Annotated in this window: 28 protein-coding genes; 20 read left to right on the plus strand and 8 right to left on the minus strand. The window is 70.5% G+C overall.

What is annotated here, in order from left to right; genetic code table 11:
* Positions 1 to 29: 29 nt before the first annotated feature.
* From guaB to guaA, 4 genes are read left to right on the plus strand one after another with little or no spacing between them, the layout of a single operon-like run.
* Entirely contained in the window at positions 30 to 1,496 is a 1,467-nt protein-coding gene (guaB, locus tag AC1RN5_RS06645) for an IMP dehydrogenase (RefSeq protein WP_421931860.1), read from the plus strand.
* A 4-nt stretch (positions 1,497 to 1,500) separates the two neighbouring features.
* Entirely contained in the window at positions 1,501 to 1,899 is a 399-nt protein-coding gene (locus AC1RN5_RS06650) for an MAPEG family protein (protein ID WP_493040463.1), read from the plus strand.
* Positions 1,892 to 3,190 (plus strand): RsmB/NOP family class I SAM-dependent RNA methyltransferase, encoded by a 1,299-nt coding sequence (locus AC1RN5_RS06655; protein WP_493040464.1) that lies wholly within the window; start codon positions 1,892 to 1,894, stop codon positions 3,188 to 3,190. The genes AC1RN5_RS06650 and AC1RN5_RS06655 overlap by 8 nt, the downstream gene beginning before the upstream one ends.
* Complete coding sequence (gene guaA / locus AC1RN5_RS06660) at positions 3,187 to 4,749, plus strand: glutamine-hydrolyzing GMP synthase (RefSeq protein WP_493040465.1); 1,563 nt, start codon at positions 3,187 to 3,189, stop codon at positions 4,747 to 4,749. The genes AC1RN5_RS06655 and guaA overlap by 4 nt, the downstream gene beginning before the upstream one ends.
* Positions 4,750 to 4,774: 25 nt before the next feature.
* Here guaA and msrA read toward each other — a convergent pair whose 3' ends face one another.
* The 5 genes from msrA to AC1RN5_RS06685 all read right to left on the minus strand — a co-directional run bounded on the left by msrA (position 4,775) and on the right by AC1RN5_RS06685 (position 10,779).
* Positions 4,775 to 5,281: a peptide-methionine (S)-S-oxide reductase MsrA gene (msrA, locus tag AC1RN5_RS06665; protein ID WP_493040466.1), complete on the minus strand. Its 507-nt coding sequence runs from the start codon at positions 5,279 to 5,281 to the stop codon at positions 4,775 to 4,777.
* A gap of 113 nt (positions 5,282 to 5,394) precedes the next feature.
* Entirely contained in the window at positions 5,395 to 5,874 is a 480-nt protein-coding gene (locus AC1RN5_RS06670; RefSeq protein ID WP_493040467.1) for an NUDIX hydrolase, read from the minus strand.
* A gap of 6 nt (positions 5,875 to 5,880) precedes the next feature.
* Positions 5,881 to 7,410 carry a M20/M25/M40 family metallo-hydrolase gene (locus AC1RN5_RS06675; protein WP_493040468.1) on the minus strand — a complete coding sequence of 510 codons (1,530 nt, stop codon included), beginning with the start codon at positions 7,408 to 7,410 and terminating at the stop codon, positions 5,881 to 5,883.
* Between the two features lie 104 nt (positions 7,411 to 7,514).
* Entirely contained in the window at positions 7,515 to 10,163 is a 2,649-nt protein-coding gene (locus tag AC1RN5_RS06680) for a bifunctional acetate--CoA ligase family protein/GNAT family N-acetyltransferase (protein ID WP_493040469.1), read from the minus strand.
* Positions 10,164 to 10,176: 13 nt separating this feature from the next.
* The gene (locus tag AC1RN5_RS06685) at positions 10,177 to 10,779 is read right to left on the minus strand and encodes an NAD(P)H-dependent oxidoreductase (RefSeq protein ID WP_493040470.1); all 603 of its coding nucleotides are present in this window, start codon (positions 10,777 to 10,779) and stop codon (positions 10,177 to 10,179) included.
* Between the two features lie 158 nt (positions 10,780 to 10,937).
* Here AC1RN5_RS06685 and AC1RN5_RS06690 point away from each other — a divergent pair, with 158 nt between their 5' ends.
* From AC1RN5_RS06690 to panB, 9 genes are all read left to right on the plus strand, one after another.
* A complete protein-coding gene (locus AC1RN5_RS06690; protein ID WP_493040471.1) occupies positions 10,938 to 11,297 on the plus strand; it encodes an ArsC family reductase in 360 nt (119 codons plus the stop codon).
* A 50-nt stretch (positions 11,298 to 11,347) separates the two neighbouring features.
* The gene (locus tag AC1RN5_RS06695) at positions 11,348 to 11,785 is read left to right on the plus strand and encodes a DUF1801 domain-containing protein (RefSeq protein WP_493040472.1); all 438 of its coding nucleotides are present in this window, start codon (positions 11,348 to 11,350) and stop codon (positions 11,783 to 11,785) included.
* Between the two features lie 120 nt (positions 11,786 to 11,905).
* A complete protein-coding gene (locus AC1RN5_RS06700) occupies positions 11,906 to 12,361 on the plus strand; it encodes a hypothetical protein (protein WP_493040473.1) in 456 nt (151 codons plus the stop codon).
* A 5-nt stretch (positions 12,362 to 12,366) separates the two neighbouring features.
* Positions 12,367 to 12,879 (plus strand): RNA polymerase sigma factor, encoded by a 513-nt coding sequence (locus tag AC1RN5_RS06705; RefSeq protein ID WP_493040474.1) that lies wholly within the window; start codon positions 12,367 to 12,369, stop codon positions 12,877 to 12,879.
* Positions 12,866 to 13,171: a hypothetical protein gene (locus AC1RN5_RS06710; RefSeq protein WP_493040475.1), complete on the plus strand. Its 306-nt coding sequence runs from the start codon at positions 12,866 to 12,868 to the stop codon at positions 13,169 to 13,171. The genes AC1RN5_RS06705 and AC1RN5_RS06710 overlap by 14 nt, the downstream gene beginning before the upstream one ends.
* A 101-nt stretch (positions 13,172 to 13,272) precedes the next feature.
* Positions 13,273 to 13,650 (plus strand): DUF6249 domain-containing protein, encoded by a 378-nt coding sequence (locus AC1RN5_RS06715; RefSeq protein ID WP_421931734.1) that lies wholly within the window; start codon positions 13,273 to 13,275, stop codon positions 13,648 to 13,650.
* Between the two features lie 25 nt (positions 13,651 to 13,675).
* A complete protein-coding gene (locus tag AC1RN5_RS06720; RefSeq protein ID WP_304700604.1) occupies positions 13,676 to 14,257 on the plus strand; it encodes an RNA polymerase sigma factor in 582 nt (193 codons plus the stop codon).
* Positions 14,250 to 14,630: a hypothetical protein gene (locus tag AC1RN5_RS06725; RefSeq protein ID WP_304700603.1), complete on the plus strand. Its 381-nt coding sequence runs from the start codon at positions 14,250 to 14,252 to the stop codon at positions 14,628 to 14,630. Before AC1RN5_RS06720 ends, AC1RN5_RS06725 begins: the two co-directional genes overlap by 8 nt.
* Entirely contained in the window at positions 14,630 to 15,463 is an 834-nt protein-coding gene (gene panB / locus AC1RN5_RS06730) for a 3-methyl-2-oxobutanoate hydroxymethyltransferase (protein WP_493040476.1), read from the plus strand. Before AC1RN5_RS06725 ends, panB begins: the two co-directional genes overlap by 1 nt.
* Here panB and AC1RN5_RS06735 read toward each other — a convergent pair.
* From AC1RN5_RS06735 to AC1RN5_RS06745, 3 genes are read right to left on the minus strand one after another with little or no spacing between them, the layout of a single operon-like run.
* Positions 15,460 to 16,539 (minus strand): winged helix DNA-binding domain-containing protein, encoded by a 1,080-nt coding sequence (locus AC1RN5_RS06735; RefSeq protein ID WP_493040477.1) that lies wholly within the window; start codon positions 16,537 to 16,539, stop codon positions 15,460 to 15,462. The genes panB and AC1RN5_RS06735 overlap by 4 nt on opposite strands.
* Before the next feature lie 27 nt (positions 16,540 to 16,566).
* Positions 16,567 to 17,787 carry a DUF1501 domain-containing protein gene (locus tag AC1RN5_RS06740; protein ID WP_493040478.1) on the minus strand — a complete coding sequence of 407 codons (1,221 nt, stop codon included), beginning with the start codon at positions 17,785 to 17,787 and terminating at the stop codon, positions 16,567 to 16,569.
* Positions 17,784 to 19,184 carry a DUF1800 domain-containing protein gene (locus AC1RN5_RS06745; protein WP_493040479.1) on the minus strand — a complete coding sequence of 467 codons (1,401 nt, stop codon included), beginning with the start codon at positions 19,182 to 19,184 and terminating at the stop codon, positions 17,784 to 17,786. The genes AC1RN5_RS06740 and AC1RN5_RS06745 overlap by 4 nt, the downstream gene beginning before the upstream one ends.
* 85 nt (positions 19,185 to 19,269) lie before the next feature.
* Between AC1RN5_RS06745 and AC1RN5_RS06750 the strand changes: the two genes are divergently transcribed.
* The 7 genes from AC1RN5_RS06750 to AC1RN5_RS06780 all read left to right on the plus strand — a co-directional run bounded on the left by AC1RN5_RS06750 (position 19,270) and on the right by AC1RN5_RS06780 (position 26,187).
* On the plus strand, positions 19,270 to 19,992 hold the full coding sequence (locus AC1RN5_RS06750; protein ID WP_493040480.1) for an ATP12 family chaperone protein: 723 nt from the start codon (positions 19,270 to 19,272) through the stop codon (positions 19,990 to 19,992).
* Positions 19,993 to 20,094: 102 nt separating this feature from the next.
* Complete coding sequence (locus AC1RN5_RS06755; RefSeq protein WP_493040481.1) at positions 20,095 to 21,627, plus strand: acyl-CoA carboxylase subunit beta; 1,533 nt, start codon at positions 20,095 to 20,097, stop codon at positions 21,625 to 21,627.
* 92 nt (positions 21,628 to 21,719) lie between these two features.
* Positions 21,720 to 23,108: an amidase family protein gene (locus AC1RN5_RS06760; protein ID WP_493040482.1), complete on the plus strand. Its 1,389-nt coding sequence runs from the start codon at positions 21,720 to 21,722 to the stop codon at positions 23,106 to 23,108.
* Between the two features lie 82 nt (positions 23,109 to 23,190).
* Positions 23,191 to 24,033 carry a BON domain-containing protein gene (locus AC1RN5_RS06765; RefSeq protein ID WP_493040483.1) on the plus strand — a complete coding sequence of 281 codons (843 nt, stop codon included), beginning with the start codon at positions 23,191 to 23,193 and terminating at the stop codon, positions 24,031 to 24,033.
* A 65-nt stretch (positions 24,034 to 24,098) separates the two neighbouring features.
* Positions 24,099 to 24,602, plus strand: a complete 504-nt coding sequence (locus tag AC1RN5_RS06770) for an ion channel (protein ID WP_493040484.1) — start codon at positions 24,099 to 24,101, stop codon at positions 24,600 to 24,602.
* A 35-nt stretch (positions 24,603 to 24,637) separates the two neighbouring features.
* The gene (locus AC1RN5_RS06775; protein ID WP_493040485.1) at positions 24,638 to 25,339 is read left to right on the plus strand and encodes a BON domain-containing protein; all 702 of its coding nucleotides are present in this window, start codon (positions 24,638 to 24,640) and stop codon (positions 25,337 to 25,339) included.
* A 38-nt stretch (positions 25,340 to 25,377) separates the two neighbouring features.
* Positions 25,378 to 26,187 carry an aminoglycoside phosphotransferase family protein gene (locus tag AC1RN5_RS06780; RefSeq protein WP_493040486.1) on the plus strand — a complete coding sequence of 270 codons (810 nt, stop codon included), beginning with the start codon at positions 25,378 to 25,380 and terminating at the stop codon, positions 26,185 to 26,187.
* Position 26,188 lies beyond the last annotated feature (1 nt).

Consider the following 26,188-nt stretch of genomic DNA (forward strand, 5'->3'; position numbering starts at 1 on the left):
TATACGCGGCTCGCAAAATGGAGACTCCAATGGAGATTCGCGAAGGGCTCACCTTCGACGACGTTTTGCTCGAACCCGGCGCATCCGATGTGATGCCCGGCCAGGTGGACACCTCCACCCGGTTCACGCGCGAAATCAGTCTGAACATACCGCTCGTGTCCTCGGCCATGGACACCGTCACCGAGAGCCGCCTGGCCATCGCCATGGCGCAACACGGCGGCCTGGGCGTGCTTCACCGCAACATGACGCCTGAGGAACAGGCCGAGCAGGTGCGCGAGGTGAAGCGCTACGAAAGCGGCATGGTCATCAATCCCCTGACCATCAACCCGGACACCCCGCTCAGCGAGGTCCTGGCCATCAAGTCGCGGCGCAAGATCTCCGGCTTCCCGGTGGTCGAGCCCGGCACCGGCAAGCTGGTTGGCATTCTCACCAACCGCGACATGCGGTTCGAGGGCTCCAGCGAAGTCCCGGCCAAGGCCTTGATGACCAAGGATAATCTGATCACGGTTCGCGAGGGCTGCAGCCAGGACGAGGCCCGCGCCCTGCTGCGAAAGCACAAGATCGAGCGGATCATCGTGGTGGACGAGGCCTACCGCGCCGTCGGCCTGATCACCGTCAAGGACATGGAGAAGGCCCAGGCCCACCCGGTCGCGGCCAAGGACGCCCAGGGTCGCCTGCTGGTGGGCGCCGCCTCCACGGTGGGCGACACCGGTTTCGAGCGTTCCATGGCCCTGGTGGACGCCGGAGTGGACGTGCTGGTGATCGACACCGCCCACGGCCACAACGCCGACGTCTCCCGCGCCGTCGGCCGCCTGAAGCGCGAAACCAACCGCGTCCAGATCGTCGCCGGCAATGTCGCCACGTATGAAGGCGCCCGCGCCCTGATCGACGCCGGCGCCGATGCGGTCAAGGTGGGCATCGGCCCGGGCTCCATCTGCACCACCCGCATGGTGGCCGGGGTGGGTGTGCCCCAGCTCACCGCCATCGCCGACGCCGTCCGCGCCGCGGCCGGCACCGACGTGCCGATCATCGCCGACGGCGGCATCAAGTATTCCGGCGACCTGGCCAAGGCGCTGGCCATGGGCGCCCAGGTGGCCATGATGGGCTCGGCCTTCGCCGGCGCCGACGAGGCCCCCGGCGAGGTGTTCCTCTACCAGGGCCGCTCCTACAAGGCCTATCGCGGCATGGGCTCGCTGGGCGCCATGTCCACCGCCAACGGCTCGGCGGACCGCTACTTCCAGAAGGAGGTCTCGGCCCTGAAGCTGGTGCCGGAGGGCATCGAGGGCCAGGTGGCCTACAAGGGCCCGATCGCGGCCATCCTGCACCAGATGGTCGGGGGCTTGAGGGCGGCCATGGGCTATACCGGCGCGGCCAACCTCCAGGCCTTCCGCGACAACGCCCGGTTCATCCGCATCACCGGGGCGGGCCTGCGCGAGAGCCACGTGCACGACGTCATGATGACCCGTGAGGCCCCCAACTATACGAGCCCGGTCTGAGACCATGAACGCAGCCCCCGAACTCCAACTCATCGGCGCGGCGATCATCGTCGGGGTCGTCCAGTTGCTCTGGGCGGCCGGGGCGGCGCGGGCCCAGCAGGACCTGAAGTGGGCGGCCGGCCCGCGCGACGAGGACATGCCGCTTACCGGTGTGGCCGCCCGCCTGGACCGCGCCTTCAAGAACTTCCAGGAGACCTTCCCCTTCTTCGTGGCCGCCATCTTCGCCGCCTATCTGGTGGCCAAGACCGGCCCGCTGACCCTGTGGGGGGCGGTGCTCTATGTCGTCGCCCGGGCGCTCTATGTGCCTCTCTACGCCGCCGGGATTTCCGGCGTGCGCACCCTGGTCTGGCTGGTCAGCCTGGTGGGCATAGGCATGATCGTGGCGGCGATCTTCCTTGCGTGACGGCGGACGCCTCTCGGCGGCCATCGAGGTTCTCACCGACGTCGAGGAACGCCACCGGCCAGTGCGGCTGGCCCTGAAGTCCTGGGGCAATGACGCCCGCTACGCCGGCTCCAAGGACCGCGCCTGGGTCTCGGGCCTGGTGCTCGACGCCCTGCGCCGCCGCCGCTCCATCGCCTGGAAGATGGGCGACGACAGCATCCGCGCCGCCATCCTGGGCGTCCTGAAGTTCGAGTGGGACTGGCCCGTCGACCGCATCGCCGCGGCCGTCACCGAGGAGCCGCACGGCCACGGCGCCCTGACCGAAGCCGAGATCATGGCGCTCGAAAATCCCCGCGACCTGGGCGAGGCCCCGCCCTCGGTGCGGGGCGACTACCCGCAATGGCTGGAGGCCAGCTTCGCCCGCGCCTTCGGCGACGCGGCGGCGCGGGAAGGGGAGGCGCTCTCCGAACGCGCGCCCATCGACCTGCGGGTCAACACCCTGAAGACCGACCCGGCCCGCGCGCTGAAGGCCACCCAGCCGCTGAACGCCGCCGCTGTGCCGCAACTGCCCAACGCCCTGCGCATCCCCGCGCCCGCCGCCACCGATCGCGCCGGGGCCGTGGAGACCATTCCGGCCTTCTCCAAGGGCTGGTTCGAGGTGCAGGACCTCGGCTCGCAGATCGCCGCGGCCTGCGCCGGCGAGATCAAGGGCGCCCAGGTGCTGGACCTCTGCGCCGGAGGCGGGGGCAAGACCCTCGCGCTCGCCGCCGCCATGGGCAACACCGGCCAGATCTACGCTTATGACAGCGAGGCGCGCCGCCTGGCCGACACCATCCGCCGCGCCGACCGCGCCGGCGTGCGAAACCTGCAGATCCGCTCGCCGGTGACCGAGGGGCCGCTCGTGGGCCTCGAAGGCAAGATGGACGTGGTTTTCATCGACGCCCCCTGTTCCGGCTCGGGCGCCTGGCGCCGCCACCCTGACACCAAGTGGCGGCTCAGCGAGGAGACCTTCGCGCGGCGCCAGTCCGACCAGGACGCGGTGCTGGACCTGGGCGCGACCTTCGTGAAGCCGGGCGGCCGGATGATCTATGTCACCTGCTCGGTCCTGCCCGAGGAGGACGAGGACCGGGTGGCCGCCTTCCTGGCCCGCACCGAAGGCTTTTCCGTCAAGCCCGCCACCGCCGACGAGCAGCTCGCGGAACGCCTGACGCCGGAAGGCTATCTCCGCCTGACCCCCGCCACCGCCGCCACCGACGGCTTCTTCGTCGCGGTGCTGGAGCGAACCAAACCTCTTTCCGACAAAGCCCCATGACCTCCGAGCCCACCCACGAACGCGTCCTGATCGTCGACTTCGGCAGCCAGGTGACCCAGCTGATCGCCAGGCGCCTGCGCGAGAGCGGCGTCTTCTGCGAGATCCATCCCTACGACAAGGTCGAGGCCATGCTGGCCGACTACGCCCCCAAGGCGGTGATCCTGTCGGGCGGCCCGGCCAGCGTGCACGAGGACGAGAGCCCCGCCGTCACCAAGAAGGTGTTCGAACTGGGCGTACCGGTCCTGGGCATCTGCTACGGCGAGATGACCATGTGCGCCGAACTGGGCGGCAAGGTCGAGGGCGGCCACCATCGCGAGTTCGGCCGCGCCGAGATCAAGATCGAGAAGGCCTCGCCCCTGCTGGCCGGCCTCGGCGACGTGGGCGATCTCGAGACCGTCTGGATGAGCCACGGCGACAAGATCACCGCCATCCCGGAGGGGTTCGAGGTGGTGGCCTCCTCGCCGGGCTCGCCCTACGCGGTGATCGCCGACGAGGCGCGACGCTTCTACGGCATCCAGTTCCACCCGGAGGTGGCCCACACCCCGCGCGGCGCCCAGATGCTGCGGAACTTCACCCACGGCATCGCAGGGCTCACCGGCGACTGGACCATGGCCTCGTTCCGCCAGGAGATGGTGGCGAAGATCCGTGACCAGGTGGGCGATGGCAAGGTGATCTGCGGCCTGTCGGGCGGCGTCGACTCCTCGGTGGCCGCGGTCCTGATCCACGAGGCCATCGGCGCCCAGCTGACCTGCGTCTTCGTCGACACCGGCCTGTTGCGCCACAACGAGGCAGAGCAGGTCGTCACCCTGTTCCGCGACCACTACAACATCCCGCTGATCCACGTGGACGCCGGCGATCTGTTCCTGGGCGAACTGGCGGGCGTCAGCGATCCGGAGACCAAGCGCAAGACCATCGGGCGCCTGTTCATCGACGTCTTCGACAAGGAGAGCGCCAAGATCGAAGGCGCGGCCTTCCTCGCCCAGGGCACCCTCTATCCCGACGTGATCGAGAGCGTGTCGACGAGCGGCGGCCCCTCGGCGGTGATCAAGAGCCACCACAATGTCGGCGGCCTGCCCGACTACATGAAGCTGAAGCTGGTGGAGCCCCTGCGCGAGCTCTTCAAGGACGAGGTCCGCGCGCTGGGTGTCGAGCTGGGCCTGGCGCCCGCCTTCGTCGGCCGTCACCCCTTCCCGGGGCCGGGCCTGGCCATCCGCATCCCCGGCGAGATCACCCGGGAGAAGGTCGCCGTCCTGCAGCAGGCCGACGCCATCTATCTCGACGAGATCCGCAAGGCCGGCCTCTACGACAAGATCTGGCAGGCCTTCGCCGTGCTGCTTCCGGTGAAGACGGTCGGCGTCATGGGCGACGCCCGCACCTACGAGGACGTGCTGGCCCTGCGCGCCGTCACCTCCACCGACGGCATGACCGCCGACTTCTTCGAATTCCCCTGGGAGGTCCTGGGTCGCTGCGCCACCCGGATCATCAACGAGGTCCGCGGCGTCAACCGCGTGGTCTACGACGTGACGTCCAAGCCGCCGGGCACGATCGAGTGGGAATAGGGCCGGCCTAGCCGCCCCCAGGCCGTCACGCCGAGGCGCGGACCGGAAGTTTCCAGTTCGGGCGCACGAAGTGGCAGGTGTAGCCGTTGGGGATGCGTTCCAGGTAGTCCTGGTGCTCCGGCTCGGCCTCCCAGAAGTCGCCCACCGGCTCGACCTCGGTCACAACCTTGCCCGGCCACAGGCCCGAGGCCTCGACGTCGGCGATGGTGTCCAGGGCGACCTTCTTCTGCGCCTCGTCGGTGTAGTAGATCGCCGAGCGGTAGCTCATCCCGAGGTCGTTGCCCTGCCGGTTCTTCGTCGTCGGGTCGTGGATCTGGAAGAAGAACTCCAGCAGGGCGCGGTAGCTGATCCTGGCCGGATCGAAGATGATCTCGATGGCCTCGGCGTGGGTCCCGTGGTTGCGATAGGTGGCGTTCTTCACGTCGCCGCCGGAATAGCCCACCCGGGTGGAGATCACGCCGTCATAGCGGCGGATCAGATCCTGCATGCCCCAGAAGCACCCGCCGGCCAGCACCGCACGTTCCTGACTCATCGATCTTCTCCTTCAACCGCTTCGACCTTAGACGCCCGGCCCGGCGAAGCCCAGCCACGTCCAGCCCCCAAGATGGGGGCGAGACGCGGCCTATCCAAGGCGGCCCCGCAGCCTTAGGCGCTCAGGCGCCGGCGGGCTTCCAGTAGGATCGGCTGCTGGCCGCGATGGATCTTGATCAGGGCCGCCTCGGCCGGGACGTAGGCGGCCTGGTCCACCTCCGGGAAGCTCCGCATCCGGCCCGAGCCGCGCGGCCATTCCATCTCGAAGCTGTTGCTGCGGAACCCAGAGAGGTCGAGATCGGCCTGGGTCATCCAGGCCTGGACGACCTTGCCGCCGGGCAGCCGTTGAGGGGACAGGGGCGTGAGCGGGGTGGCGATGGCCAGGCCCAGCTCCTCCTGAAACTCCCGCCGCGCCGCCGCCAGCAGGTCCTCGCCCGGATCGGCCAGGCCCTTGGGGATCGACCAGGCCGCGACATCCTTGCCCCGCCAGAAGGGCCCGCCGGGATGGACCAGCAGGAATTCCAGGCCCGGCCCCGCGCCGCGGCAGACCAGGACGCCGGCGCTCACCACCGCGGGCCGGGCGGGCGGGGCCATGGGCGCCTACTTGGCCGAGGCGATCTCATAGAGGAAGTCCACATAGCTCATGGTCGCGCCCACCAGGCCCTCGACCTTGGGGTTGCTGGACTCGATCACGTAGTACTCGTTGGGGGCGTGCGCGCCATTGCCGTGGCCCAGGCCGAACTGGCCGGCCGGCAGGCTGACCGGGGCCGAGGTGAAGACCGCGCCTGGCCAGGATCCCGCCAGGCGCGGATAGATGGTGGTGGGGACGTTGTTGCGCTTGTAGGTGGCCAGCTCGGCGCGGATCAGGCGGCTGTTCTCGTCGGTCTCGGTGGGGTCGTAGCCGCCGCTGACATTGATCTCCACGTCCTGGAAGCCGCGCTTGTCCAGGTGGGCGCGGATCTTGGCCACCGAATCCGCGGCGGTCTGGTTGGGCACCAGGCGCAGGTCGATCTTGGCGACGGCCCGGCCGGGCAGGACCGTCTTGCCGCCGGGGCCGGTATAGCCGGCCACCAGGCCCTCGATGTTGACCGTGGGCTGGGAAGCCAGGCGCTCCAGGGTCTTCTCCCAGGGCAGGTCGTCAATGAAGTGCTCGACCCCCAGGGCCTTCTTGGCGTCGGCCTCGCTGAGCTGCTTGCCGGCCAGGGCGATCAGCTCCTTCTCGCGGGCGGTGAGGGGGCGGACCTTCTCGAAATAGTTGTCGATGGCCGGGGTGTTGCCGTCCGGGGTGACCAGGGTCGAGAGCGCCTGGACCAGGCGCCAGGCCGGACTGTCGACGCGGGCCTTCTCGCTGGAATGGATGTCGGTCTTGGGGCCGCGTCCCCACTTGGCGCCGCTGGCCACCAGCTCGAACTCGACGACGCCCTTGGCGCCCAGGTTCACGGTCACCCCGCCATCGCTGGGGCTCTGCCAGCCGGCCGGGATCACCACGCCCTCGCACTTCTTCAGGGCGGCCAGCACGTTGGGCCTGGTGACGATCTGGCGGAAGTGGGGGCTGCCGATCTCCTCCTCGCCCTCGCAGACCAGGACCAGGTTCACCGGCGGCTTCTTGCCCGCCGCGCGGATGGCGTGCAGGGCGGCCAGGAACGTGCCCTCCGGGCCCTTCTGGTTCACCGCGCCACGGCCGACGATCACCTTGCCGAAGCCGGGCTTGTCGACGATGCGCGCCTCCAGGGGCGGGGAGCTCCACTCGGCGGGGTCGAACTGCTTCACGTCGTACATGAAGTAGATGCCCATCCAGCGCTTGGCGCCGACATCCAGGGTCGCGAAGACGCCGGGGTGGCCGTCGGTGGGCACCTTCTCGATGTGCTGGAACCCGGCGTCCTTGGCGAGCGCCATCATGTAGTCGGCGCCCTTGTCCATGTCGCGGTTCTCCGCGGCGATGGAGGGCAGGGCGATCCAGTCCTGGATGCGCTTGACCGAGGCGTCGTAGCCCTTCTCGGCGGCCTTGCGGATGACCGCCAGGTCGCCGCTGGCGGCGAAGGCCAGGCCCGGGGCGAACAGGGTGGCGGCCGCGCCCCCCGCCAGCAAGGCGCGGCGGCTATGGAGGAAGCCCTGCTGTTGGTTCGACATCCCGATTCCCCTGGCCAGTGAAGGACCAGATTAGGAGGGCGATATTCCGGGGCCGACAAGGGCGATCTGGCGGAGCGGGGTTCGCCGATCGCGGGTTGAGCCGGTCAGGGCAGGGTCTTGACCACCCGGGTCAGGGTGGGGTCCTGGGGGGGCTGGCGCTCGAAGCCGAAGGCCGCGGCCATGTCCAGCATCGGGCGGTTCTCGCGGTCGATCTCCCCCCACACCTGAACCAGCTTGCGGGCCGCGGCGTAGCTCAGCAGCTCCTGCAGCAGCCGGCGGCCCAGGCCGCGGTTCTGCCAGTCGCTGCGGACCATCAAGGCGAACTCCGCCGTGGCCCCCTCCGGGTCGCCGGCCAGCCGCGAGACCCCCAGGATGGCGCCGTCGGGCGCTTCCGCCACCAGCGCCATCTCCCGGTCGTAGTCGATCTGCGACAGCCGCTGGGCCCAGCTCTCCGGCAGGGGTCGGAAGCCGGTGCGGAAGCGCAGGCGCACATCCTCCGGCGTGCTCTGGTTCAGCATCTCGATCAGGCGCGGGGCGTCCTGGGGCCGGATGGCGCGCACCGTCAGGGCGGCGTCCCCGACGGTCACGGAATGGGTCAGGTCCTCGGGATAGGGGCGGATCGCCGCCCGCGGCGCGTGGTCCGGCCTGGCCAGGCGGATCCGGGCGTCCAGGGCGATCACCCCGTCGGCGTCGGCCAGCAGCGGATTGATGTCCAGCTCCACCACCTCGGGCAGGTCGGCGGCCAGGCGGGAAAGGCCGATCAGCACCTCCGACAGGGCGCCCAGGTCGGCGGGCGGGCGGTCGCGATAGCCGGCCAGCCGCTTGGAGATCCGGGTGCGGCCGATCAGTTCGCGGGCCAGGACGTCGTCCAGCGGCGCCAGGCCGATGGCGCGGTCGCCCTCCACTTCCACGGCGACGCCGCCACGGCCGAACAGCACGACGGGACCGAAGACCGCGTCCTGCAGGACGCCGACGATCAGCTCCTCGCTCTTGGGGCGCAGGATCATGGCCTCCAGGCTGAAGCCGTCGATCTTCGCGCCCGGCTTGGCGGCGGCGACGGCCTCCAGCATCCGGCGGGCCGCGGCCTCCACCGCCTGGCCGCCCGTCAGGTTCAGGACCACGCCGCCGACATCGGACTTGTGGCTGATGTCCCGCGACAGGATCTTCAGGGCGACCGGGCCGCCAATCGCCTCGGCCGCGAGGCCTGCGGCCTCGGGGGTCGGGGCGGCGCGGCTCTCGATGACCGGGACGCCATAGGCCTTCATCACCTCGCGGGCCTCGGGGTCGGTCAGTTCCGTGCGCCCGGAGGCCAGCACGGCCTCGATCAGCTTGCGCGCCGCGGGGGGATCGCGGCTGACTCCGGAGGACAGGGCCGGGGTCTGCAGCAGCATCTGCTGGTTCTGGCGATGGGCCACCAGGTGGGTGAAGGCCCGCACCGCCTCGTCCGGGGTCTCATGGGTGGGGATCTTGGCGGCGGCCAGGACGCGGCGGCCCTCGGCCACGGCGCCGTCCCCCAGCCAGCAGCTGAATATCGGCGGCCTGATCTTGGCCTTGGCGTAGGTCGCCACGACGGCCCGGGCCGCATCGGCGCTGTCGGCCACGGCGACCGGACAGTTGAGCACCAGGATGGCGTCGGCCTCGGGCTCCTGCAGCAGGACCTCCAGGGCCAGGCTGTAGCGGTCGGCCTGGGCGTCGCCGAGGATGTCCACCGGATTGCCGCGCGAGGCGTTGGCGGGCAGGCCGGTGGCCAGGCGTTCCAGTCCCTCCGCCGACAGGGTGGCGAGCCGCCCACCCCGGGCCTCCAGGGCGTCGACCGCCATGACGCCCGCGCCGCCGCCGTTGGTGAGGATGGCCAGCCGGTCGCCCTGGATCGACAGACCGGCGGTGAGGGTGGTGACGGCGTCGAACAGCTCCCGCAGCTCGCCCACCCGCAGCATGCCGGCGCGCCGGAAGGCCGCGTCATAGACCGCGTCGGAGCCGGCCAGGGCGCCGGTGTGGGAGAAGGCCGCCTTGGCCCCGGCGGCGCTGCGTCCGGCCTTGATCACCACCACCGGCTTGGTGCGGGCGGCGATCCGGCCGGCGGTCATGAACTTGCGCGCGTCGGTGATGCTCTCGACATAGAGCAGGATCGCCTTGGTCTCGGGGTCCAGGGCCAGATAGTCCAGCAGGTCGCCGAAATCGACATCGGCGGCGTCGCCGATGGTGACCACGTGGGAGAAGCCGAAACCCCGGCTATTGGCCCAGTCCAGGGCCGCGGCGGTGACGGCGCCGGACTGCGCCACCAGGGCGATGCCGCCGGCGGCCGGGGTCAGGTGGACGAAGCTAGCGTTGATCCCGCGCTTGGGGGAGATGAATCCGAGGCAGTTGGGGCCGACGATCCGCAGAAGATGAGGCCGGGCGGCCTGCAGCAGTTGCTGGCGCAGGCCCCCTTCGCCGGCGGCGAAACCCGCCGAGATCACCACGGCGGCGCGGCAGCCGCGCGCGCCCAGGTCGGCGATGATCTGGGGCACGCCGGGCGCCGGGGTGGCGATCACCGCCAGGTCCGGGGTGATGGGGAGGTCGGCCACCGAGGTGTAGCTCAGCGTCGAGCGGATCGCCTGCTCATGCGGATTGACCGCCAGGACCGGGCCCTTGAAGCCGCTCTCCAGCAGATTGCGCGCCAGGACCGCGCCCACGGTGTGGGGGGTGTTGCTGGCGCCCACCAGGGCGATCGCCCGCGGCTCGAAGAGGGCGTCGAGGTTGCGCGTGGTCATGGGAACCGGTGGGTTAGGCGGAGGCGTCCGCGGCGAAGCTGCTGCGCAGGGCGGCGCGGACCTGGTCTAGCATGTCGGCGGCCGGGTCCTCCGCCATGTTCGGGACGATGCCGCCGAAGTGCGAATGGCCCAGCACGGTCAGGCCGCAGACTCCGGCCAGGTGATAATCGAACACCGTCATCAGGGCCTTGAGCGCCCCGGTGGAATTGACCCACTGGTCCGGCGCGCCGGAGGTGGAGAAACTCAGCAGGCTCTTGGCCTCCAGCAGGGGCTCGGTCCCGTCCGAGGCCGGGGCGAAGCCGAAGCGCATGCCGAACACCCGGTCGACATAGCCCTTCAGGATCGCCGGCGGGGCGTTGAACCAGAAGGGATAGACGAAGATGAAGCTGTCGACCCCGGCCAGCAGGCCGCGCTCGGCGGCGACGTCGGCGGCGGCCTGGAAGCCGGCGTCGGTGGGCAGCTCCTGCGCCTTCAGGCGCGGGTCGAAGTCCATGGCGTAGAGGTCGCGCAGGACCGCAGTGTGGCCCAGCTCGGTCAGGGTCTCGACGCAGGTCCGCGCGATGGAGGCGCAGAAGCTGTCGGGCTTGGGATGGGCGAGGACAACGGCATGCTTCATGGCGGCGATCCCAAGGCGCCGGCGAGACCGGCTGATGACAAGTATCAGGGGCGGCCCCGGCCGGGTTTGATCTCAGTCACAGGGCGTGGTTTGGACAGGCGCAGTTTGTCGGGTCGGGGCGCAGGACGCAAACCCGATGCGACCCTGGAGAACTCAAGATGGCGCGACCCCCGTCGGTGACGATCTACGGCATCAAGGCCTGCGACACGATGAAGAAGGCGCGCACCTGGCTCGACGAGCACGGGATCGCCTACGCCTTCCACGACTACAAGACCGCCGGGATCGAGCGGGCGCGCCTGGAGACCTGGGCCGCCCAGGTGGGCTGGGAGCTGCTGTTGAACCGCTCGGGGACCACCTTCCGCAAGTTGCCGGAGGCCGACAAGGCCGACCTGGATGAGACCAAGGCCATCGCCCTGATGCTGGGTCAGCCCTCCATGATCCGGCGGCCGGTCCTGGATGTCGGCGGCGGCGTCATCGTCGGCTTCACGCCCCACGCCTATGCGGCCTCCTTCGGCTAGGACTGGGCGCCGGCTCTCGCGCTGCTAGACTTTCCGGCTGGGAGGCGGAGATGGCCCAGCAGAACAAGACCCAGCCCACGCAGGCCGACGTCGAGACCTTTCTCGGCGACCTCCAGCCGGCGTCGCGCCAGGCCGATGCGCGGGACCTCTGCGCCCTGCTGGCCAAGGTCAGCGACCGGCGCCCCAAGATGTGGGGGCCCAGCATCGTGGGGTTCGGCCAGTACCACTATCGCTACGAGAGCGGCCGGGAGGGTGACGCGCCCTGCATCGCCTTCTCGCCGCGCAAGGCGGCCCTGACCCTCTACCTGATGGGAATCTACGCCGATGGCGGCATGGCCAGCGAGCCGCTGTTGGCGAGGCTGGGCAGGTTCACGACCGGCAAGGGCTGCCTCTATATCAAGCGGCTGTCCGACGTTGATCTCGAGGTGCTGGAGGCCCTGGCGGCCAGGTCGCTCGCTTATGTGCGAAGGACCTATCCGCACAGCTGACCCGGCCGGGCCAGAAATAATCGCCAGTCCCGCATCCAATCGGCGCCGCGGCGGCGACTAGGGATGAAACGGGCGGGCAGACGAATTCCCGGCCCTGGAAACCACTCGGGGCTCAAGCTCATGGATACATCGACCGTGCAGGACTTTTTCCACAGCTATTGGTGGCTGATCTTTCCCATCGGCGGCTTCATCTTCGCCGCCTGGGACCGCTGGCTCAGCTATCAGCGCAGCCGCGACGCCCTGGATCTGATCAAGACCTATTCGGCCCAGGGCAAGGACGTGCCGCCCGAGTTGCTGCGCCAGGTGCAGGATGACGCCTGGGAGGACGACGACGACCGCTATGCCGGCCGCCGCGGCCGGCGCGCCTATCGCCGCTACTATCGGCATGGGCCCTACTGGCAGTTTCGCTCGGCGATCTACACCGGCGCCATCGCGGCCGCCTTCTGGCTGGCCTCGCAATACGCCTTCGTGCCCGGCACTGTCGGGCCGTTCCGGGTGGTGGCGGTCATCCTGACCTGCATCGCCGTGGCCAACCTGGCCCTGGCCCTTCTGTCCTCGACCTTCAAAGGCAAATGACGCCCATGGCGTTCGATGGCGGCCATGTTCCGACGCAGGACATCGCCCGGCTCGTCGAGCGCCACCAGCAGGCGCTGCGGGCCTTCCTGCGCCGGGCCTGCGGCGACTGGGCCCTGGCCGACGACCTGGCCCAGGAGACCTTCCTGACCGCCTGGGAGAAGCTCGACGAGCTGCCGCCCGACGCCAATGTCCGGGCCTGGCTCTGCGGGATCGGCTATAACAAGACCCTGACCGCCCTGCGTTCGGCGCGCCGCGCCAGACGGCGGGAGGCGGACTACCAGGAGGCGGCGCCGACGACCGGGGCGCCGCACCCCGCCGACCGCCTGGCCCTGGACCAGGCCATGGCGGACCTGCCGGTGGAACAGAGGGCCGCGGTCGCCCTCTGTCTCGCCGGGGACTTCAGCCACGCGGAGGCCGCCCAGATTCTGGCGCTTCCGCTGGGCACAGTGAAATCGCACGTCAGCCGCGGCCGCGCGCGTCTGCTGAAAGCTTTGGGAATAGCTGATGACCCGGCCTGACGATCACCTCGCCGCCCTGTTCGCCCAGGACCTGCCGCCGGCGCGCGATCCGGCCTTCTCGGCGGCGGTCCTGGAGGCGGTGGCGCGCCGGCGCTTTCAGCGGGAACTGGCCTTCATCGCCGCGGCCAGCCTCGCCGGCGCCGCGGCCCTGGCCATGCTGTGGCCGGTGCTGCAGCCGGCCCTGCGCGCCCTGGCGGAAGGCCTGGCCCCCGCCGGCCTGGCCATCGGCGGAGCGGCCCTGCTCGTGGCCCTGGCCTCCGGACGGCTCGGGTCGGTCTTGAGTTTCCGATGATGACAAAGATTTCATGGCTCCGCTTGCATCTGTACGCAGCCGAGCAAGCCTCTTTCCCTACAGAAGCGGGCTGAAACGGCCCCAACTGGAGAGACCACATCATGGAAGCCGTCCTCATCGTCTTCATCATTTTCGGTTCGATCGCCTCGCTCTTCCTGGTGCCGAGCTACCTGAAGAGCCGCGAACGCTCGCGCCTGCACGACACCCTCAAGGCCTCGATCGAACACGGCCAGCCGATCCCCGCCGAGGTGATCGAGGCCATCACCAGCGATGTGAAGATCAAGGCTCCGGCCTCGCCCACCCGCGACCTGCGCGTCGGCATCATCTGGCTGGGGGTCGCCGTTGGCCTGGCCGCCTTCGGCTTCGCCATCAGCTTCGAGGAGCCGGACGCCCTCTATCCGCTGATCGGCATGGCCGCCTTCCCGGGTTTCATCGGCCTGGCCTTCATCGCCATCTCGTTCTTCGGGCGCGGCAAGTAGGCCGGTTCCAGGGGGAGCAAGCCCAATGTCGGGCGCACAACAGCTACGGTATGCGAGCCTCCACGATGTGGAGCTGGCGGCCCTCGCCGCGGCGGGGGAACGGGGCGCCTTTGGCGAGCTGGTCCGTCGGCATGGCTCGGCCGTGCGGGGTCTCCTGCGCCGGATGGGCGCGGGCGGGGCCGAGGCCGACGACACGGCCCAGGACGCCTTCCTCGCGGCCTTCGAGAGCATCACCGAGTTCCGGGGCGAGGGGACCTTCGCCGCCTGGGTCAAGCGGATCGCCGCCCGGCAGTACCTGAAGCGCCTGCAGCGCGAACGGCGCCTGGCGAGCCTGGCCGTCGAAGCCGAGGAGGGGGCGGAGACCGCCCACCACCCCGACGCCGCCGGCCGTATCGATCTGGATGAAGCCATGAAGTGTTTGGGGGCGGCGGAACGTCTCTGCGTGAGCATGTGCTACGGCGCGGGCCTTTCCCACGCCGAGGCCGCGGACGCCTTGAATCTGCCGCTTGGAACGGTCAAATCCCATGTCAAACGTGGTCTGGAGAAGCTCAGAACGCGACTGGCGCCTGAGGGCGCGGAGCTTGAGGGGAGGCGCGGCAATGGCTGAGATCGATTTCGAGCGTCGCCTGGAGCGGCTCTTCGCCGAGGCGCCCGTCTTCCCGGACGAGAGCGCCTTCGCCGCGCGCGTGGAGCGCCGGCTGAACTACGGCTGGAACCTGCGCCGCTGGTTCATCGGCGCCGCGGGCCTGGCCGGCGGCGTCATCGGCGCGAGCCAGCTGATCATGTCCAACTTCGTCCAGCGGGTGGAGGACGCCTCGGAGGGGTCCTCGCGCATCCTGCAGGCCGGCATCGCCCAGGCTCGCCCGGGCATGGACTTGTTCGCCATGGTGCAGTCCGACTGGACCGTGGTCTGGATCGCCAGCGGCCTCGCCGTCCTGGCCATGGGCTTCGTGCTCACCCGCGTGATCGAGGAGATCTGATGTCGTCCCATCGTCAGGAGACCGTCCGGCGCCTCGCCGCGCCGGACATCACCGCGCGCAAGGGCGGCGTGCCCATCGTCTGCCTCACGGCCTACACCGCGCCGATGGCCGAGCTGCTGGACGAGCACTGCGACCTGCTGCTGGTGGGCGACAGCGTCGGCATGGTGGTCCACGGCCTGCCCAACACCGTCGGTGTGACGATGGAGATGATGATCCTGCACGGCCAGGCGGTCATGCGCACCTCCAGGAAGGCCATGGTCGTCGTCGACATGCCCTTCGGCTCCTACGAGGGCGCGCCGGAGACCGCCTATGAGAACGCCGTGCGCATCATGAAGGAGACCGGCGCCTCGGCCGTGAAGGTCGAGAGCGGTTCCACGGTGGTCGACACCATCGAATACCTCGTCAAACGCGGCGTGCCGGTCATGGGCCATGTCGGTCTGCGGCCCCAGGCGGTGCTGGTGGACGGCGGCTTCAAGGCCAAGGGCCGGGGCGGGGACGAACGCGCCCGCATCCTGGAGGAGGCCAAGGCCACCGCCGCGGCCGGCGCCTTCGCCGTCGTCGTCGAGGGCGTGGCCGAGGGCCTGGCCCGTGAGATCACCGAGACCATCGCCGTCCCCACCATCGGCATCGGCGCCTCGGCCGGCTGCGACGGCCAGATTCTGGTGACCGACGACATGCTGGGCCTGTTCGACTGGACGCCGAAATTCGTGCGCCGCTACGGCGACCTGCGGGGCGAGATCTCCAAGGCGGTCGCCGCCTATGCCGACGACGTGCGTCAGCGGAATTTCCCCGGCCCGGCCGAGATCTATTTCGCCAAGGCCGCCAACACCTAGGCGAAGACCACGGTAGGTTCCGCCGCCGGTTCAAAGGTCTTCGCAAGATCGACGGCCTCGGCCTCCACGGCCTTGCGATCCTTGGCGCTGAGCGTCTCGAAGGCGGTGACGGTCACCGTCGCGGTCTTGCGCCTGACCTCCAGCCTCCAGGTCCCGGCCACGAAGCCGTCCACCAGCAGCATCGGCGGCACCTGCAGGTTCTTGCTGGCGATCCTGGGCGCGTGTTCGGCGGGCAGGACGCGGGTGCGGTCCTGGTGGCCCTGGGTGACGGCGTCGAAGTCCGGCACGAGGCGCGGCGGGGCCGGCGTGTCGCCGTCCGGGCGGGGCGCGTCCTTCAGATCGTAGAGGACCCGCTTGCGCGCGTCGCGGAAGGTGACCAGCTCCGGGCCAAGCGCCTCGAACAGCGGGGCCACGCCCTTCAGCCCCGACCAGCCGCTGAAGTCCGCCGGCGTCGCCGGGCCCCAGGCGGCCAGATAGCGGCGCAGCAGCTCGGCAGGGGCGGGGCCCGCGACCTCCTGGTCGAGATAGGCCTGGGTCAGGACGAACTCGCCCCCCGGTGCGAAGCCGTAGGCGGTGTCGGAGGCCGCCTGCACCAGGGGCAGCAGCTGACGGGCCGCATAGGCCATGACGCGGATGTCGGAATAGCCGGCCTTTTCAAGAACCTCGCGGAAACTCTCGAAGGCCCTGGGCTCGGCGAAATGGGTGCGCGCCAGGGCCAGGACAGGCTCCAGCTCAGCCACCGTGGTCTTGGTCCCACCGGGCAGGCTCATGGCCTCGTCGGTGCGCAGGCTGCCGCGGAGGGCCAGGAAGGCCGCGGCGGTCATGAGATAGAGCGTCCCGCGCATGGCGGTGGCGCGCACCACCTGGCGCGCCGCGATGGCCTGGCGCAGGGTCTCGGGATTGAACCCCGCCAGCCGCGCCCAGAGGCCGATGAACGGCGTGCGTGGAAGTTGCGCCTGGACGCCCACCAGCCGTTCCAGGGCCTCCAGCGGCCCGATCGGCGCGCGTTCCAGCAGCATCTGCCGGGCCAGCAGGGCGCGGTTCAGATCGCGGGGGCTCAGAATCTCCTCGGCCATGGCGTCAGGATCGCCGAGGCTCGACGCCTAGACCAGCCCCGTCACCGGGCCGGCCGCGGCGCTGTCGGGGAAGACCGTGGTCTCCAGCGCCCGGCGGTCCAGGCCCATCTGGTCGGCCAGCACCCCCTTGAACAGGCTGCGCATGTCCAGGGTCGGCGCCAGATCGCGGCCCTCGAACAGGGCCGAGCTCTTCAGGGTTGGCCAGTCGCCGACGATGCCGCCGGGTTTCAGCCCGCCTCCCAGCAGCAGGGCTGTGGAGGCCGTGCCGTGATCGGTGCCGCCGGTGCCGTTGACCCGCGCCGTGCGTCCGAATTCCGTGGCGACCAGGACCACGCTGTTCTTCCATTCGTCCCGCAGGCCGGTGTGCAGGCCGTCCAGCACCGCGTCCAGATAGGCCAGCCGCACGTTCAGCTGATTGGTCTGGCCGGCATGGGTGTCGAAGCCGTCCAGGCTGAGCACGGCGATTTGCGGCCCGCCGGGCTCGCGCAGGAAGCCGGCCAGGGTGGCGCCCAGGTTGCGGGCCGCATCGGTCCCCTGGCGCACCGGGCCCGCCGTGCTCGGTGCGGCCATGGCGGTCTCGCCGCTGAGCGAGGTCATGGCCGCTTGGGCCATGGTCTCGGTGGCCAGGCCGCGGGCGAGCGCCGGGCCCAGGACGGGATCGTCCTTGTAGAGATCCTGCAGCAGGGTCGGCAGGCGGGCCGAGGCGTCAACCCCGCGGCCGGGAGACCAGGAGGAGGCCGGCGCCGGCCCGCGCAGGATCAGGGGCGCGGTGGGCCCCACCGACAGGGCCTCGACACGGCGCTGGGCCGAGAGGCTGGTGAGCGCCCGGTTCAGCCAGCCGCTGGAGGTCCCGTAGACCACGGCGGCGCCGCTCTCCAGCACGTCCTGGGCCTCGAAATGGGAGCGGGCGCGGTCCGGCGTGGCCACGGCCGGAACGATCCGCGCCTGGCCGGCTCGAGCCAGGGCGTGGACGCCGGCCAGGGACGGATGCAGGCCGAAGGTTCCGTCGAGCTTCAGGGCGCGCTCATCCACGGCGATGGCGCCTCGCAGGCCGCGATAGTCGGGGTCGCCCACCGGCGGCGTCACCGACAGGCCGTCGAGGCCGCCGCGGCAGATCACCACGACCAGCTTGCGCCGCGCGGCCGCGCCGTCCGAGGCCGCGAAGGCCTGGCGGGCCAGGAGGTCCAGGGAGAGGCCGAAGCCGGCGGCGGCGGCCAGGGCCCCGCGGCGGGTGGGGTTTGGGGTCATCGGCGTTGGAACTCCGGACTCATCAGCAACAGGGCGAACCCCTCGGCCCGGGTTTCGGACCGGGCGATGGCGGTGGCGGCGGCCGGCGACAACCGCGCCCCCAGGGCCTGGGCGGCCAGCTCCCGGGGATCGCGATCCTGGATCGCGGCGGCGGCGAAGGCCTGGGCCCAGGCCATCCGCTTGACGATGGCGTCGGGCGCGGTCCAGGCGGCGGCGTCCTCGGGCCAGCCCTTGGGGGAGGGGGCGCTGAAAGCCTTCTGACCCATGGCGTTGAGGGTGGGGGCCAGCACGGTGATGTCCCGCGGCGCGCCCCCGGCCGCCCGCCAGCTGGAGATCAGGAACTCATAGGGGGTCTTGAACTTGGCGGGGGTGGGGTCCCAGGCCTCCGGCGCCTCCACTAGGGCCCGGGCCATCTGGGCGAGGTCGCCGCCGGTCTCGCGCCAGCGACGCTCCAGCCGGGCGGTCAGGGCCGGCGGCGGGTCGTCGGCCACGAAGTGGCGGGCGATCTTGCCGCAGATGTGCCGGGCGGTCTCCGGCCGCGCCGCCAGGTCCGCCAGGATGGCGCCGGCCTGCTCCTTGCCGCCCTCGGGATAGCGCTTGCCCAGCACGGTGCGGGGCCCCGGCTCGTGGGCCGCGGCGCGGAAGACTGCCGCCCCGGCGCGGCTGGGATTCTCCCGCAGCCCGCCCACCGACAGACCGGTCATGGCGCGCGCGAACTCGGTGACGTCGGCCTGGCTGTAGCCGCCGTTCACGCCCAGGGTGTGCAACTCTAGGATCTCCCGCGCCAGGTTCTCGTTCAGCCCAGGCGCGCGACCGGCCCGCCGGACAAGCTGGGCCGCCGGGCTGCCCGGTCCCACCGATTGGGCCTGGTCCAGGTAGAGCAGCATGGCCGGATGGGTCTCGGCCGCCCCCAGCAGGGTCGCGAAGCTGCCGAACACGTGGGGCCGGATCGCCTCCTGCTCGAAGGGGCCGACGATGGTGGCGGTGATCAGCTTGGTGGCCGAGACCGTGAAGTGGTTGGCCCAGAACAGGGTCCAGCGCTCGGAGAACCCGTCCGGGGTCTCGGCGCCCAGCCGGGCGCGGGCGGCGAAGTCCGCGCCGGTCTCCTCCCGCAACATCCTCTGGGCCATCTTCACCGGATCGCGGGGGCCGGGCCTGGGGGCGTCGGGGCCCTGGGCCTGCTTCATCGCCCGGCGGTCCTCCTGGTACGCGCGGAACTCCGCCAGCCGGGCCTGCGCGCTCTCAGGCTCCGCCTGGGGCTGGGCCGCGCCCGCGGGCCGAATCTGCGCCTTCAGGAAGCCGCGCGGGTCGCTGCGGGCCTGCGCGATCTCGCCCCGCCGCGCCCCCAGCCCGAAGCGGGTGACGGCGATGGCGGCGTCCAGGTCGCGATCGGCCAAGCGAGCCTCCTTGCGCAAATCTCATCCAACGCTCATTTGCACGCGCACGGCGACAGGTTTCCGTCGTTGGCATCTGGAGGACCGTGTGGCGAAGGGATTCAAGGAGGCCGGCGAGAAGCCGCGGCGCTTCTACAAGCAGGTCACCGTGGGGCCCGCCGAGGGCGGCTTCGCGGTCATGCTCGACAACCGCAACCTGCGCACGCCGAAGGCCGCCCTGATGGTCCTGCCGACCCGGGCTCTGGCAGACCTGGTGGCCGAGGAATGGGCGGCCCAGGGCGACCACATCGAACTGGCCCTGATGCACGCCACCCGCCTGGCCAACACCGCCCTCGACGCCATTCCCGCCGCCCGCGACGGCACAGCCGAGCAGATCGCCCAATACGCCGGCTCGGACCTGCTCTGCTACTACGCCCAGGATCCCGCCGTGCTGCTGGAGCGCCAGGTGCGCCACTGGGAGCCTGTGCTGGAGCGCGCCGAGCACGAGTTCGACGTCGCCTTCGTCCGCGCCGCGGGCATCGTCCACCAGTCCCAGCCGGAGCAGACCCTGGCCAAGGTCAAGGCCATGGCGCTGGCCCTCGACGACTTCGGCCTGGCGGGCGTGGCGTTCGGCACGGCCCTGTTCGGCTCGGCGGTCCTGGCCTTCGGCCTCTCGCGGGGCTGGATGACGGGGGTTCAGGCCCTGGAGCTGTCGCGCCTGGACGAGATCTTCCAGGAGGAGAAGTGGGGCATCGACGACGAGGCGGCCGAACGCACCGCCCGCCACATGGTCGAGGCCCAGATGCTGGAGCGCTGGTTCAAGGCGCTTTGAGCGGCGCATGCCCGTCCGCAGGCTGACGTGCGGTGAACTTGCGCCGGCTTCCGGGCGCGACTAGGGCTTGCTCCCAGCACAGAGCGTTAAGAGGGGCCGGCCTTGAAGCATATCATCGAGGAGCTTGAGAAGCGTCGCAGCGAAGCCCGCATGGGCGGGGGCGAGCGCCGCATCGAGAACCAGCACGCCAAGGGCAAGCTGACCGCCCGCGAGCGGCTGGACCTGCTGCTGGACGAGGGCTCCTTCGAGGAGTTCGACATGTTCGTCGAGCATCGCGCCACCGACTTCGGCATGGCCGACCAGAAGGTCCCCGGCGACGGCGTCGTCACCGGCTGGGGCAATATCAACGGCCGGCTGGTCTTCGTCTTCTCCAAGGATTTCACGGTCTTCGGCGGGTCTCTTTCCAACGCCCACGCCCAGAAGATCGTCAAGGTGCAGCAGCAGGCCCTGAAGGTCGGCGCACCGATCATCGGCCTGTTCGACGCCGGGGGCGCCCGCATCCAGGAGGGCGTCGACGGTCTGGCCGGCTATGCCGACATCTTCCTGCAGAACACCCTGGCCAGCGGCGTGATCCCGCAGATCAGCGTGATCATGGGCCCCTGCGCCGGGGGCGACGTCTATTCGCCGGCCATCACCGACTTCATCTTCATGGTGAAGGACACCTCGTACATGTACGTCACCGGCCCCGACGTGGTCCGCACGGTGACCCACGAGGAGGTGACCCACGAGGAGCTGGGGGGCTACCGCGTCCACGCCATGAAGTCCGGCGTCGCCGACGGCGCCTTCGAGAACGACCTGGAGGCGCTGACCCAGGTCCGGCGGCTGGTCGATTTCCTGCCGCTGTCCAACCGCGAGAAGCCCCCGGTCCGGGAAAGCTTCGACAGCGTCGATCGCGACGAACCGAGCCTCGACACCCTGGTGCCGGCCAATCCCAACAAGCCCTACGACATGAAGGAGCTGATCCTGAAGGTCGTGGACGAGGCTGACTTCTTCGAGATCGCCCCGGACTTCGCCAAGAACATCATCTGCGGCTTCGCCCGCATGGACGGCCATACCATCGGCGTCGTCGCCAACCAGCCCCAGGTGCTGGCCGGGGTTCTCGATATCGATTCAAGCCGTAAGGCGGCCCGCTTCGTGCGGTTCTGCGACGCCTTCGAGATCCCGCTGGTGACCTTCGTGGACGTGCCGGGCTTCATGCCGGGCACCAAGCAGGAGCAGGGCGGCCTGATCCGCCACGGCGCCAAGCTGCTGTTCGCCTATGCCGAGGCCACTGTGCCCAAGGTGACCCTGATCACCCGCAAGGCCTATGGCGGCGCCTATGACGTGATGAGCTCCAAGCACATCCGCGGCGACGTCAACTACGCCTGGCCCACCGCCGAGATCGCGGTCATGGGCTCGAAGGGAGCGGTGGAGATCATCTTCCGCGCCGAGATCGGCGACCCCGACGCCATCGCCGCCCGGGAGGCCGAGTACAAGACCCGCTTCGCCAATCCGTTCATCGCGGCGTCGCGCGGCTATATCGATGACGTCATCAAGCCCCACAACACCCGCAAGCGCATCGCCCGCTCGCTGAAAAACCTGCGGGGCAAGGTGCTCACCAACCCCTGGAAGAAGCACGACAACATCCCGCTCTAGGGTCTTGATCACGTTTGCGGACTTGGGCGTCCGGCCTCGACAGGGGCGGCGCCGGGTGCTGACCTGCCTGCAACAACAGGGAGGAGATGGTGGTGTCCGAGACTTTGACCAAGGACCTGAGCTGGGCGTCGGCCGGTGAGCTGACGCGCGCGCTGGCGGCCGGCCAGGTGAGCGCGGCGGAGCTGACCGAGGCGGCCATCGCTCGCATCGAGGCCCGCGACGGCCCCATCAACGCCGTGGTGGTGCGCGACTTCGACGAGGCTCGCCTCCAGGCCAGGGCGGCGGACGCGGCCCTGGCGCGGGGCGAGCGGCGGCCATTGCTGGGCGTGCCGATGACGGTCAAGGAATCCCACAATGTCGGCGGCCTGCCGACCACTTGGGGCTCGCCCGCCTTCGGGAACTGGACCGCTCCGGAGGATTCGGTCGGGGTCGCCCGGCTGAAGGCGGCGGGCGCGGTGGTGCTGGGCAAGACCAACATCCCACCCTTCCTCGGCGACTGGCAGTCGGCCAATCCGGTCTATGGCCAGACGAGAAACCCCTGGAACCTGGAGCGGTCGCCGGGCGGCTCCTCAGGCGGGGCGGCGGCCGCCGTCGCCGCCGGGATGGTCCCGCTGGAATTCGGCTCCGACATCGGCGGATCCATCCGCATTCCGGCCGCCTTCTGCGGGGTCTATGGCCACAAGCCGAGCTTCAACCTGATCCCCCAGCGCGGCCATGCGCCGCCCGGCGTGGAGGGAGCCGGGGTGGAACTGGCGGTGCTCGGACCCCTGGCGCGCACAGCCGCCGATCTCGACCTGGCCCTGTCGGTGCTGGCCGGCCCTGAGGGCCTGGAGGCCAAGGGTTATCGCCTGGATCTGCCGCCCGCGCGCCACGCCAGCCTCGCCGCCTATCGCGTCCTGGTGATCGACCATCACCCCGCCGCCGTGCTGGACGAGGCGATCAGGACGGCCCTTCACGCCTTGGCGGCGCGGTTGGACGGGGAGGGGGTGGAGGTCGCCCATGCCAGCGACCAGTTGCCCGACCTCGCCCACCAGCAGGAGGTCTACGGTCAGATGCTGGGGAGCGCCATGTCGCGCGGAGCCCCGCCCCAGCCGGGCGCGCTCTCCGCCCACGACTGGATGGGCCTGCAGGACGCCCAACTCGCCCTGCGCCGTCAGTGGGAGACCCTCTTCGAGCGCTTCGACGTGGTGTTGGCGCCCGCCTTCGGGACCGTCGCCTTCCCGCATGATCTCAGTGAAAACACCGTCGCCCGCAGCCTCAGAATCAATGGCCAGGACACCCCCTATTGGGGCCAACTCGCCTGGCCGGGCCTGGCGACCCTGCCCAACCTGCCCGCCACCGCCGTGCCCATCGGGCTGGGCCAGGACGGCCTGCCGATCGGGATCCAGGTGATCGGCGCCTATCTGGAGGACCGCACCACCATCGGCTTCGCGGGTTTGCTGGAACAGGCCTTCGGAGGCTTTCGCCGCCCCGGCGCCTGAGGGCGGCTCCGGAACTTGGCCGGAGCCCTTCCCGTTGTGAGGTCAAGGCCGAATGGGCCAGGCAGCAACGGGAGAAGACGTCATGGCGGGCAGGTGGGAAGACGAACGCGGCTGGCGCGACCATGAGGCGCGATACGGTCGCGAACCCCGGGACCAGGACTTTGGACGTCCCGACGGCTACCGCGCCGAGGACCGCAGCTTCCAGGTCCCGCGCGGTCCGGTGTTCGGCGAGCGCGAGACCGGGACGAACTACGCCGCGCCCCGTGGCCCCGACCGCGGCCATGGGCCGACGCCCGGCCGCTTCCCGTCCCCGATTCGCGGCGCCGACCGTGGTTATGGTCAGGGCCACGACGAGGCCGATCGCGAGCGCGCCTACCGCGCCGCCTATGGCGAGGACTACGACCACCCCCGCGGCGACTATGCGGGCGACGAGGCTCGCTACTATCGCGACAGCGCCGAGCGCTGGGACCGCGATCCTCGCGGCCCCGAGCCGCGCAACTTCCTCGATCGCGCCGCCGACAGCGTCGCCTCCTGGTTCGCCGGGGACCGCCATCGCGACGCCCCGCGTCCGGAAGCGCCCCGTCGGGACCTCGGGCACCGGGGCCTAGGCCCCCAGGGCTACAAGCGTCCCGATGAACGCATCACCGAGGAGGCCCACGAGCGCCTCACCGAGGACGCCTGGGTGGACGCCTCCAATATCGCCATCTCCGTCTCCGGCGGCGAGGTCACCCTCTCGGGCACGGTCACAGAACGCGAGGCCAAGCACCGCGCCGAGCGCCTGGTGGAGGACATTTCCGGCGTGACCCACGTGCAGAACAACCTGCGGGTCGATCGGGGGAACTTCCTCACCCGGCCCGCCGCCGGCTTCGGCGACAGCGTCCAGGCCGCCCAGATGAAGGCCGCCGACCGCCGCAACGACAGCTAGCTCGGCGCCCCGCGCCTTGTCCTGGATCAAGGCGCGGGGGGCCAACTCCTGGCCGCTAGGGGGTCATGGACACCCTGGCGCACCAGCTTCTCATCTCCACCGCCATCGTCTCGGCCACGGTGGTGATCCACCTGCTCGGCCTCGACGCCCTCCAGCTGGTGCTGCGGCTGCACCTGGAGCGCTTCACCCGCTGGATTCATCTGGACCGCATGATCGTCCCCCTCGGGATCGTCCTGGGGCTGTTCGTCCTGCACGGGCTGGAGATCTGGCTCTACGCCCTGGTCTACTGGAAGATGGGCATGCTCCCGACCCTCGAGCAGGCGCTGTACTTCTCCACCAGTTCCTACTCCACCGTCGGGGAGACCGGCGCCATCCTGTCGGCCCGCTGGCGCATCGTCGGCGTGCTGGAGGCCATCAACGGCATGCTGCTGATCGGCTGGTCGACCGCCTTCCTGTTCCAGATCCTGCACCACCTGATGTGGAACGAGAGCGACGATCATCCCCTGCCCAGGGGCGCCATCGCCCGCCGCGCCAGGTCCCCCGGAACAAGCCGCCCGCCCCGGGGTTGAAGGGCCAGAGCCCCTCGCAATACGGGAGAACGCAGATGGCCGGCAGATACGATGATCGGTGGGATCGGGAAGACGTGGGCTACGGCCGCGACGCGCGACGCGACGATCACCTCGACGACGGTCCGAGGGACGGCCCCAGCGAGACCCGCAGCTTCCGGAACGTCCGCGCCGCCTGGCCGGGTCCCGAACAGGGCGGTGAGTTCACCGGTGCCCGCTACGGCGCCGGCGGCTATGGTCAGAACGGCAGCGATCCGGGGCGGCGGGTGTCGTCCTATGGCGACCGCGTCTATCGCGGCGGCGTGGGCGGCGGCGGTCCGGCCGAGGACTATCGGCGCGGTGGGGCTCGCCATGGGCCGGCGGACCTGCCCTACGGCGCCGAGTATGGCGCGCCCTGGCCGGGTGGTGACGCGGGCCGCGCGAGCCATCGCGGCCTCGGACCCAAGGGCTACAGGCGCAGCGACGAGCGGATCAACGAGGACGTCCACGACCGCCTCACCGAGGACCCCCACATCGACGCCTCCGGCGTCGTCGTGACGGTGCAGGAGGGCGAGGTCACCCTGTCCGGCTCGGTCAGCGACCGTCGCGCCAAGCATCACGCCGAGGCCATCGTCGAGCACATCGCCGGGGTGACCCACGTGCAGAACAACCTACGGGCCGATCCGGGCGCGGCCCGCGGGCCGGCGCCCCTCGGCGAGAACACCGTCCTGCGCGACCAGGCGCAGGGCGAGAAACCCTGACTGAAGACTCCACGCGCCGCTGGCCCTAGGCTGACGGCGTGTCGGAGGCGGCGTTTCAGACCTGGATCGACCGTTGGGGCCTGACCCCCGACGGAGAACCGTTCACCAGTCTTGGCGGACGGCTCGTGCCGGTGCGCCAGGACGGCGTGGCCGCCATGCTCAAGGTGAGCCACGCGCCCGAGGAGATCGCCGGCGGCGTCCTGATGACCTGGTGGGACGGCCACGGGGCGGCCCCGGTCCTGGCCCATGAGGGCGAGGCCCTGCTGATGGTCCGCGCCACCGGGACGCAATCCCTGGCCGACATGGCCCGCAACGGCCGGGACGACGAGGCCAGCCGTATCATCTGCGCGGCCCTGGACGGATTGCACGCGCCTCGGCCCGGGCGCCTTCCGGCGAGCCTCAACCCCTTGCCCGACTGGTTCCGGGCCCTCGGCCCCGCGGCCAACCTCCATGGCGGCGTCCTGGCCAAGTCCTACGCCATGTCGAAGCAGTTGCTGGCCGACCCGCGCGAGGTCTGCGTCCTGCACGGCGACGCCCACCACGGCAACTTCCTGGACTTCGGAGACCTCGGCTGGCTGGCCATAGACCCCAAGGGCCTGATCGGCGATCGGGGCTACGACTACGCCAACCTGCTGTGCAATCCCGATCTGGCCACGGCGATCGCGCCCGGCCGCATCGCGCGGCAAGTGAGAATGGTGGCGCAGGCCGCGAACCTCGACCCGGTGCGGACGCTGCAATGGCTGCTGGCCTATGCCGGCCTATCGGCCGCCTGGACCCTTTCGGACCGAAACAACCCGGCCGGCGCCCTGCGGATCGCCGAGCTGGCGGCGGCGGAGCTGGGCCTCTGAG

The organism is Phenylobacterium sp. GW821-FHT12F10, assembly GCF_058806695.1.

Coding starts and splice junctions, on each gene's coding strand:
- panB (WP_493040476.1), top strand. CDS start 14,630: ATGTCGTCCCATCGTCAGGAGACCGTCCGGCGCCTCGCCGCGCCGGAC.
- AC1RN5_RS06650 (WP_493040463.1), top strand. CDS start 1,501: ATGAACGCAGCCCCCGAACTCCAACTCATCGGCGCGGCGATCATCGTC.
- AC1RN5_RS06690 (WP_493040471.1), top strand. CDS start 10,938: ATGGCGCGACCCCCGTCGGTGACGATCTACGGCATCAAGGCCTGCGAC.
- AC1RN5_RS06775 (WP_493040485.1), top strand. CDS start 24,638: ATGGCCGGCAGATACGATGATCGGTGGGATCGGGAAGACGTGGGCTAC.
- AC1RN5_RS06685 (WP_493040470.1), bottom strand. CDS start 10,779: ATGAAGCATGCCGTTGTCCTCGCCCATCCCAAGCCCGACAGCTTCTGC.
- AC1RN5_RS06765 (WP_493040483.1), top strand. CDS start 23,191: ATGGCGGGCAGGTGGGAAGACGAACGCGGCTGGCGCGACCATGAGGCG.
- AC1RN5_RS06735 (WP_493040477.1), bottom strand. CDS start 16,539: ATGGCCGAGGAGATTCTGAGCCCCCGCGATCTGAACCGCGCCCTGCTG.
- AC1RN5_RS06695 (WP_493040472.1), top strand. CDS start 11,348: ATGGCCCAGCAGAACAAGACCCAGCCCACGCAGGCCGACGTCGAGACC.
- AC1RN5_RS06715 (WP_421931734.1), top strand. CDS start 13,273: ATGGAAGCCGTCCTCATCGTCTTCATCATTTTCGGTTCGATCGCCTCG.
- AC1RN5_RS06680 (WP_493040469.1), bottom strand. CDS start 10,163: ATGACCACGCGCAACCTCGACGCCCTCTTCGAGCCGCGGGCGATCGCC.
- AC1RN5_RS06725 (WP_304700603.1), top strand. CDS start 14,250: ATGGCTGAGATCGATTTCGAGCGTCGCCTGGAGCGGCTCTTCGCCGAG.
- AC1RN5_RS06720 (WP_304700604.1), top strand. CDS start 13,676: ATGTCGGGCGCACAACAGCTACGGTATGCGAGCCTCCACGATGTGGAG.
- AC1RN5_RS06705 (WP_493040474.1), top strand. CDS start 12,367: ATGGCGTTCGATGGCGGCCATGTTCCGACGCAGGACATCGCCCGGCTC.
- AC1RN5_RS06675 (WP_493040468.1), bottom strand. CDS start 7,410: ATGTCGAACCAACAGCAGGGCTTCCTCCATAGCCGCCGCGCCTTGCTG.
- msrA (WP_493040466.1), bottom strand. CDS start 5,281: ATGAGTCAGGAACGTGCGGTGCTGGCCGGCGGGTGCTTCTGGGGCATG.
- AC1RN5_RS06740 (WP_493040478.1), bottom strand. CDS start 17,787: ATGACCCCAAACCCCACCCGCCGCGGGGCCCTGGCCGCCGCCGCCGGC.
- guaA (WP_493040465.1), top strand. CDS start 3,187: ATGACCTCCGAGCCCACCCACGAACGCGTCCTGATCGTCGACTTCGGC.
- AC1RN5_RS06700 (WP_493040473.1), top strand. CDS start 11,906: ATGGATACATCGACCGTGCAGGACTTTTTCCACAGCTATTGGTGGCTG.
- guaB (WP_421931860.1), top strand. CDS start 30: ATGGAGATTCGCGAAGGGCTCACCTTCGACGACGTTTTGCTCGAACCC.
- AC1RN5_RS06670 (WP_493040467.1), bottom strand. CDS start 5,874: ATGGCCCCGCCCGCCCGGCCCGCGGTGGTGAGCGCCGGCGTCCTGGTC.
- AC1RN5_RS06710 (WP_493040475.1), top strand. CDS start 12,866: ATGACCCGGCCTGACGATCACCTCGCCGCCCTGTTCGCCCAGGACCTG.
- AC1RN5_RS06770 (WP_493040484.1), top strand. CDS start 24,099: ATGGACACCCTGGCGCACCAGCTTCTCATCTCCACCGCCATCGTCTCG.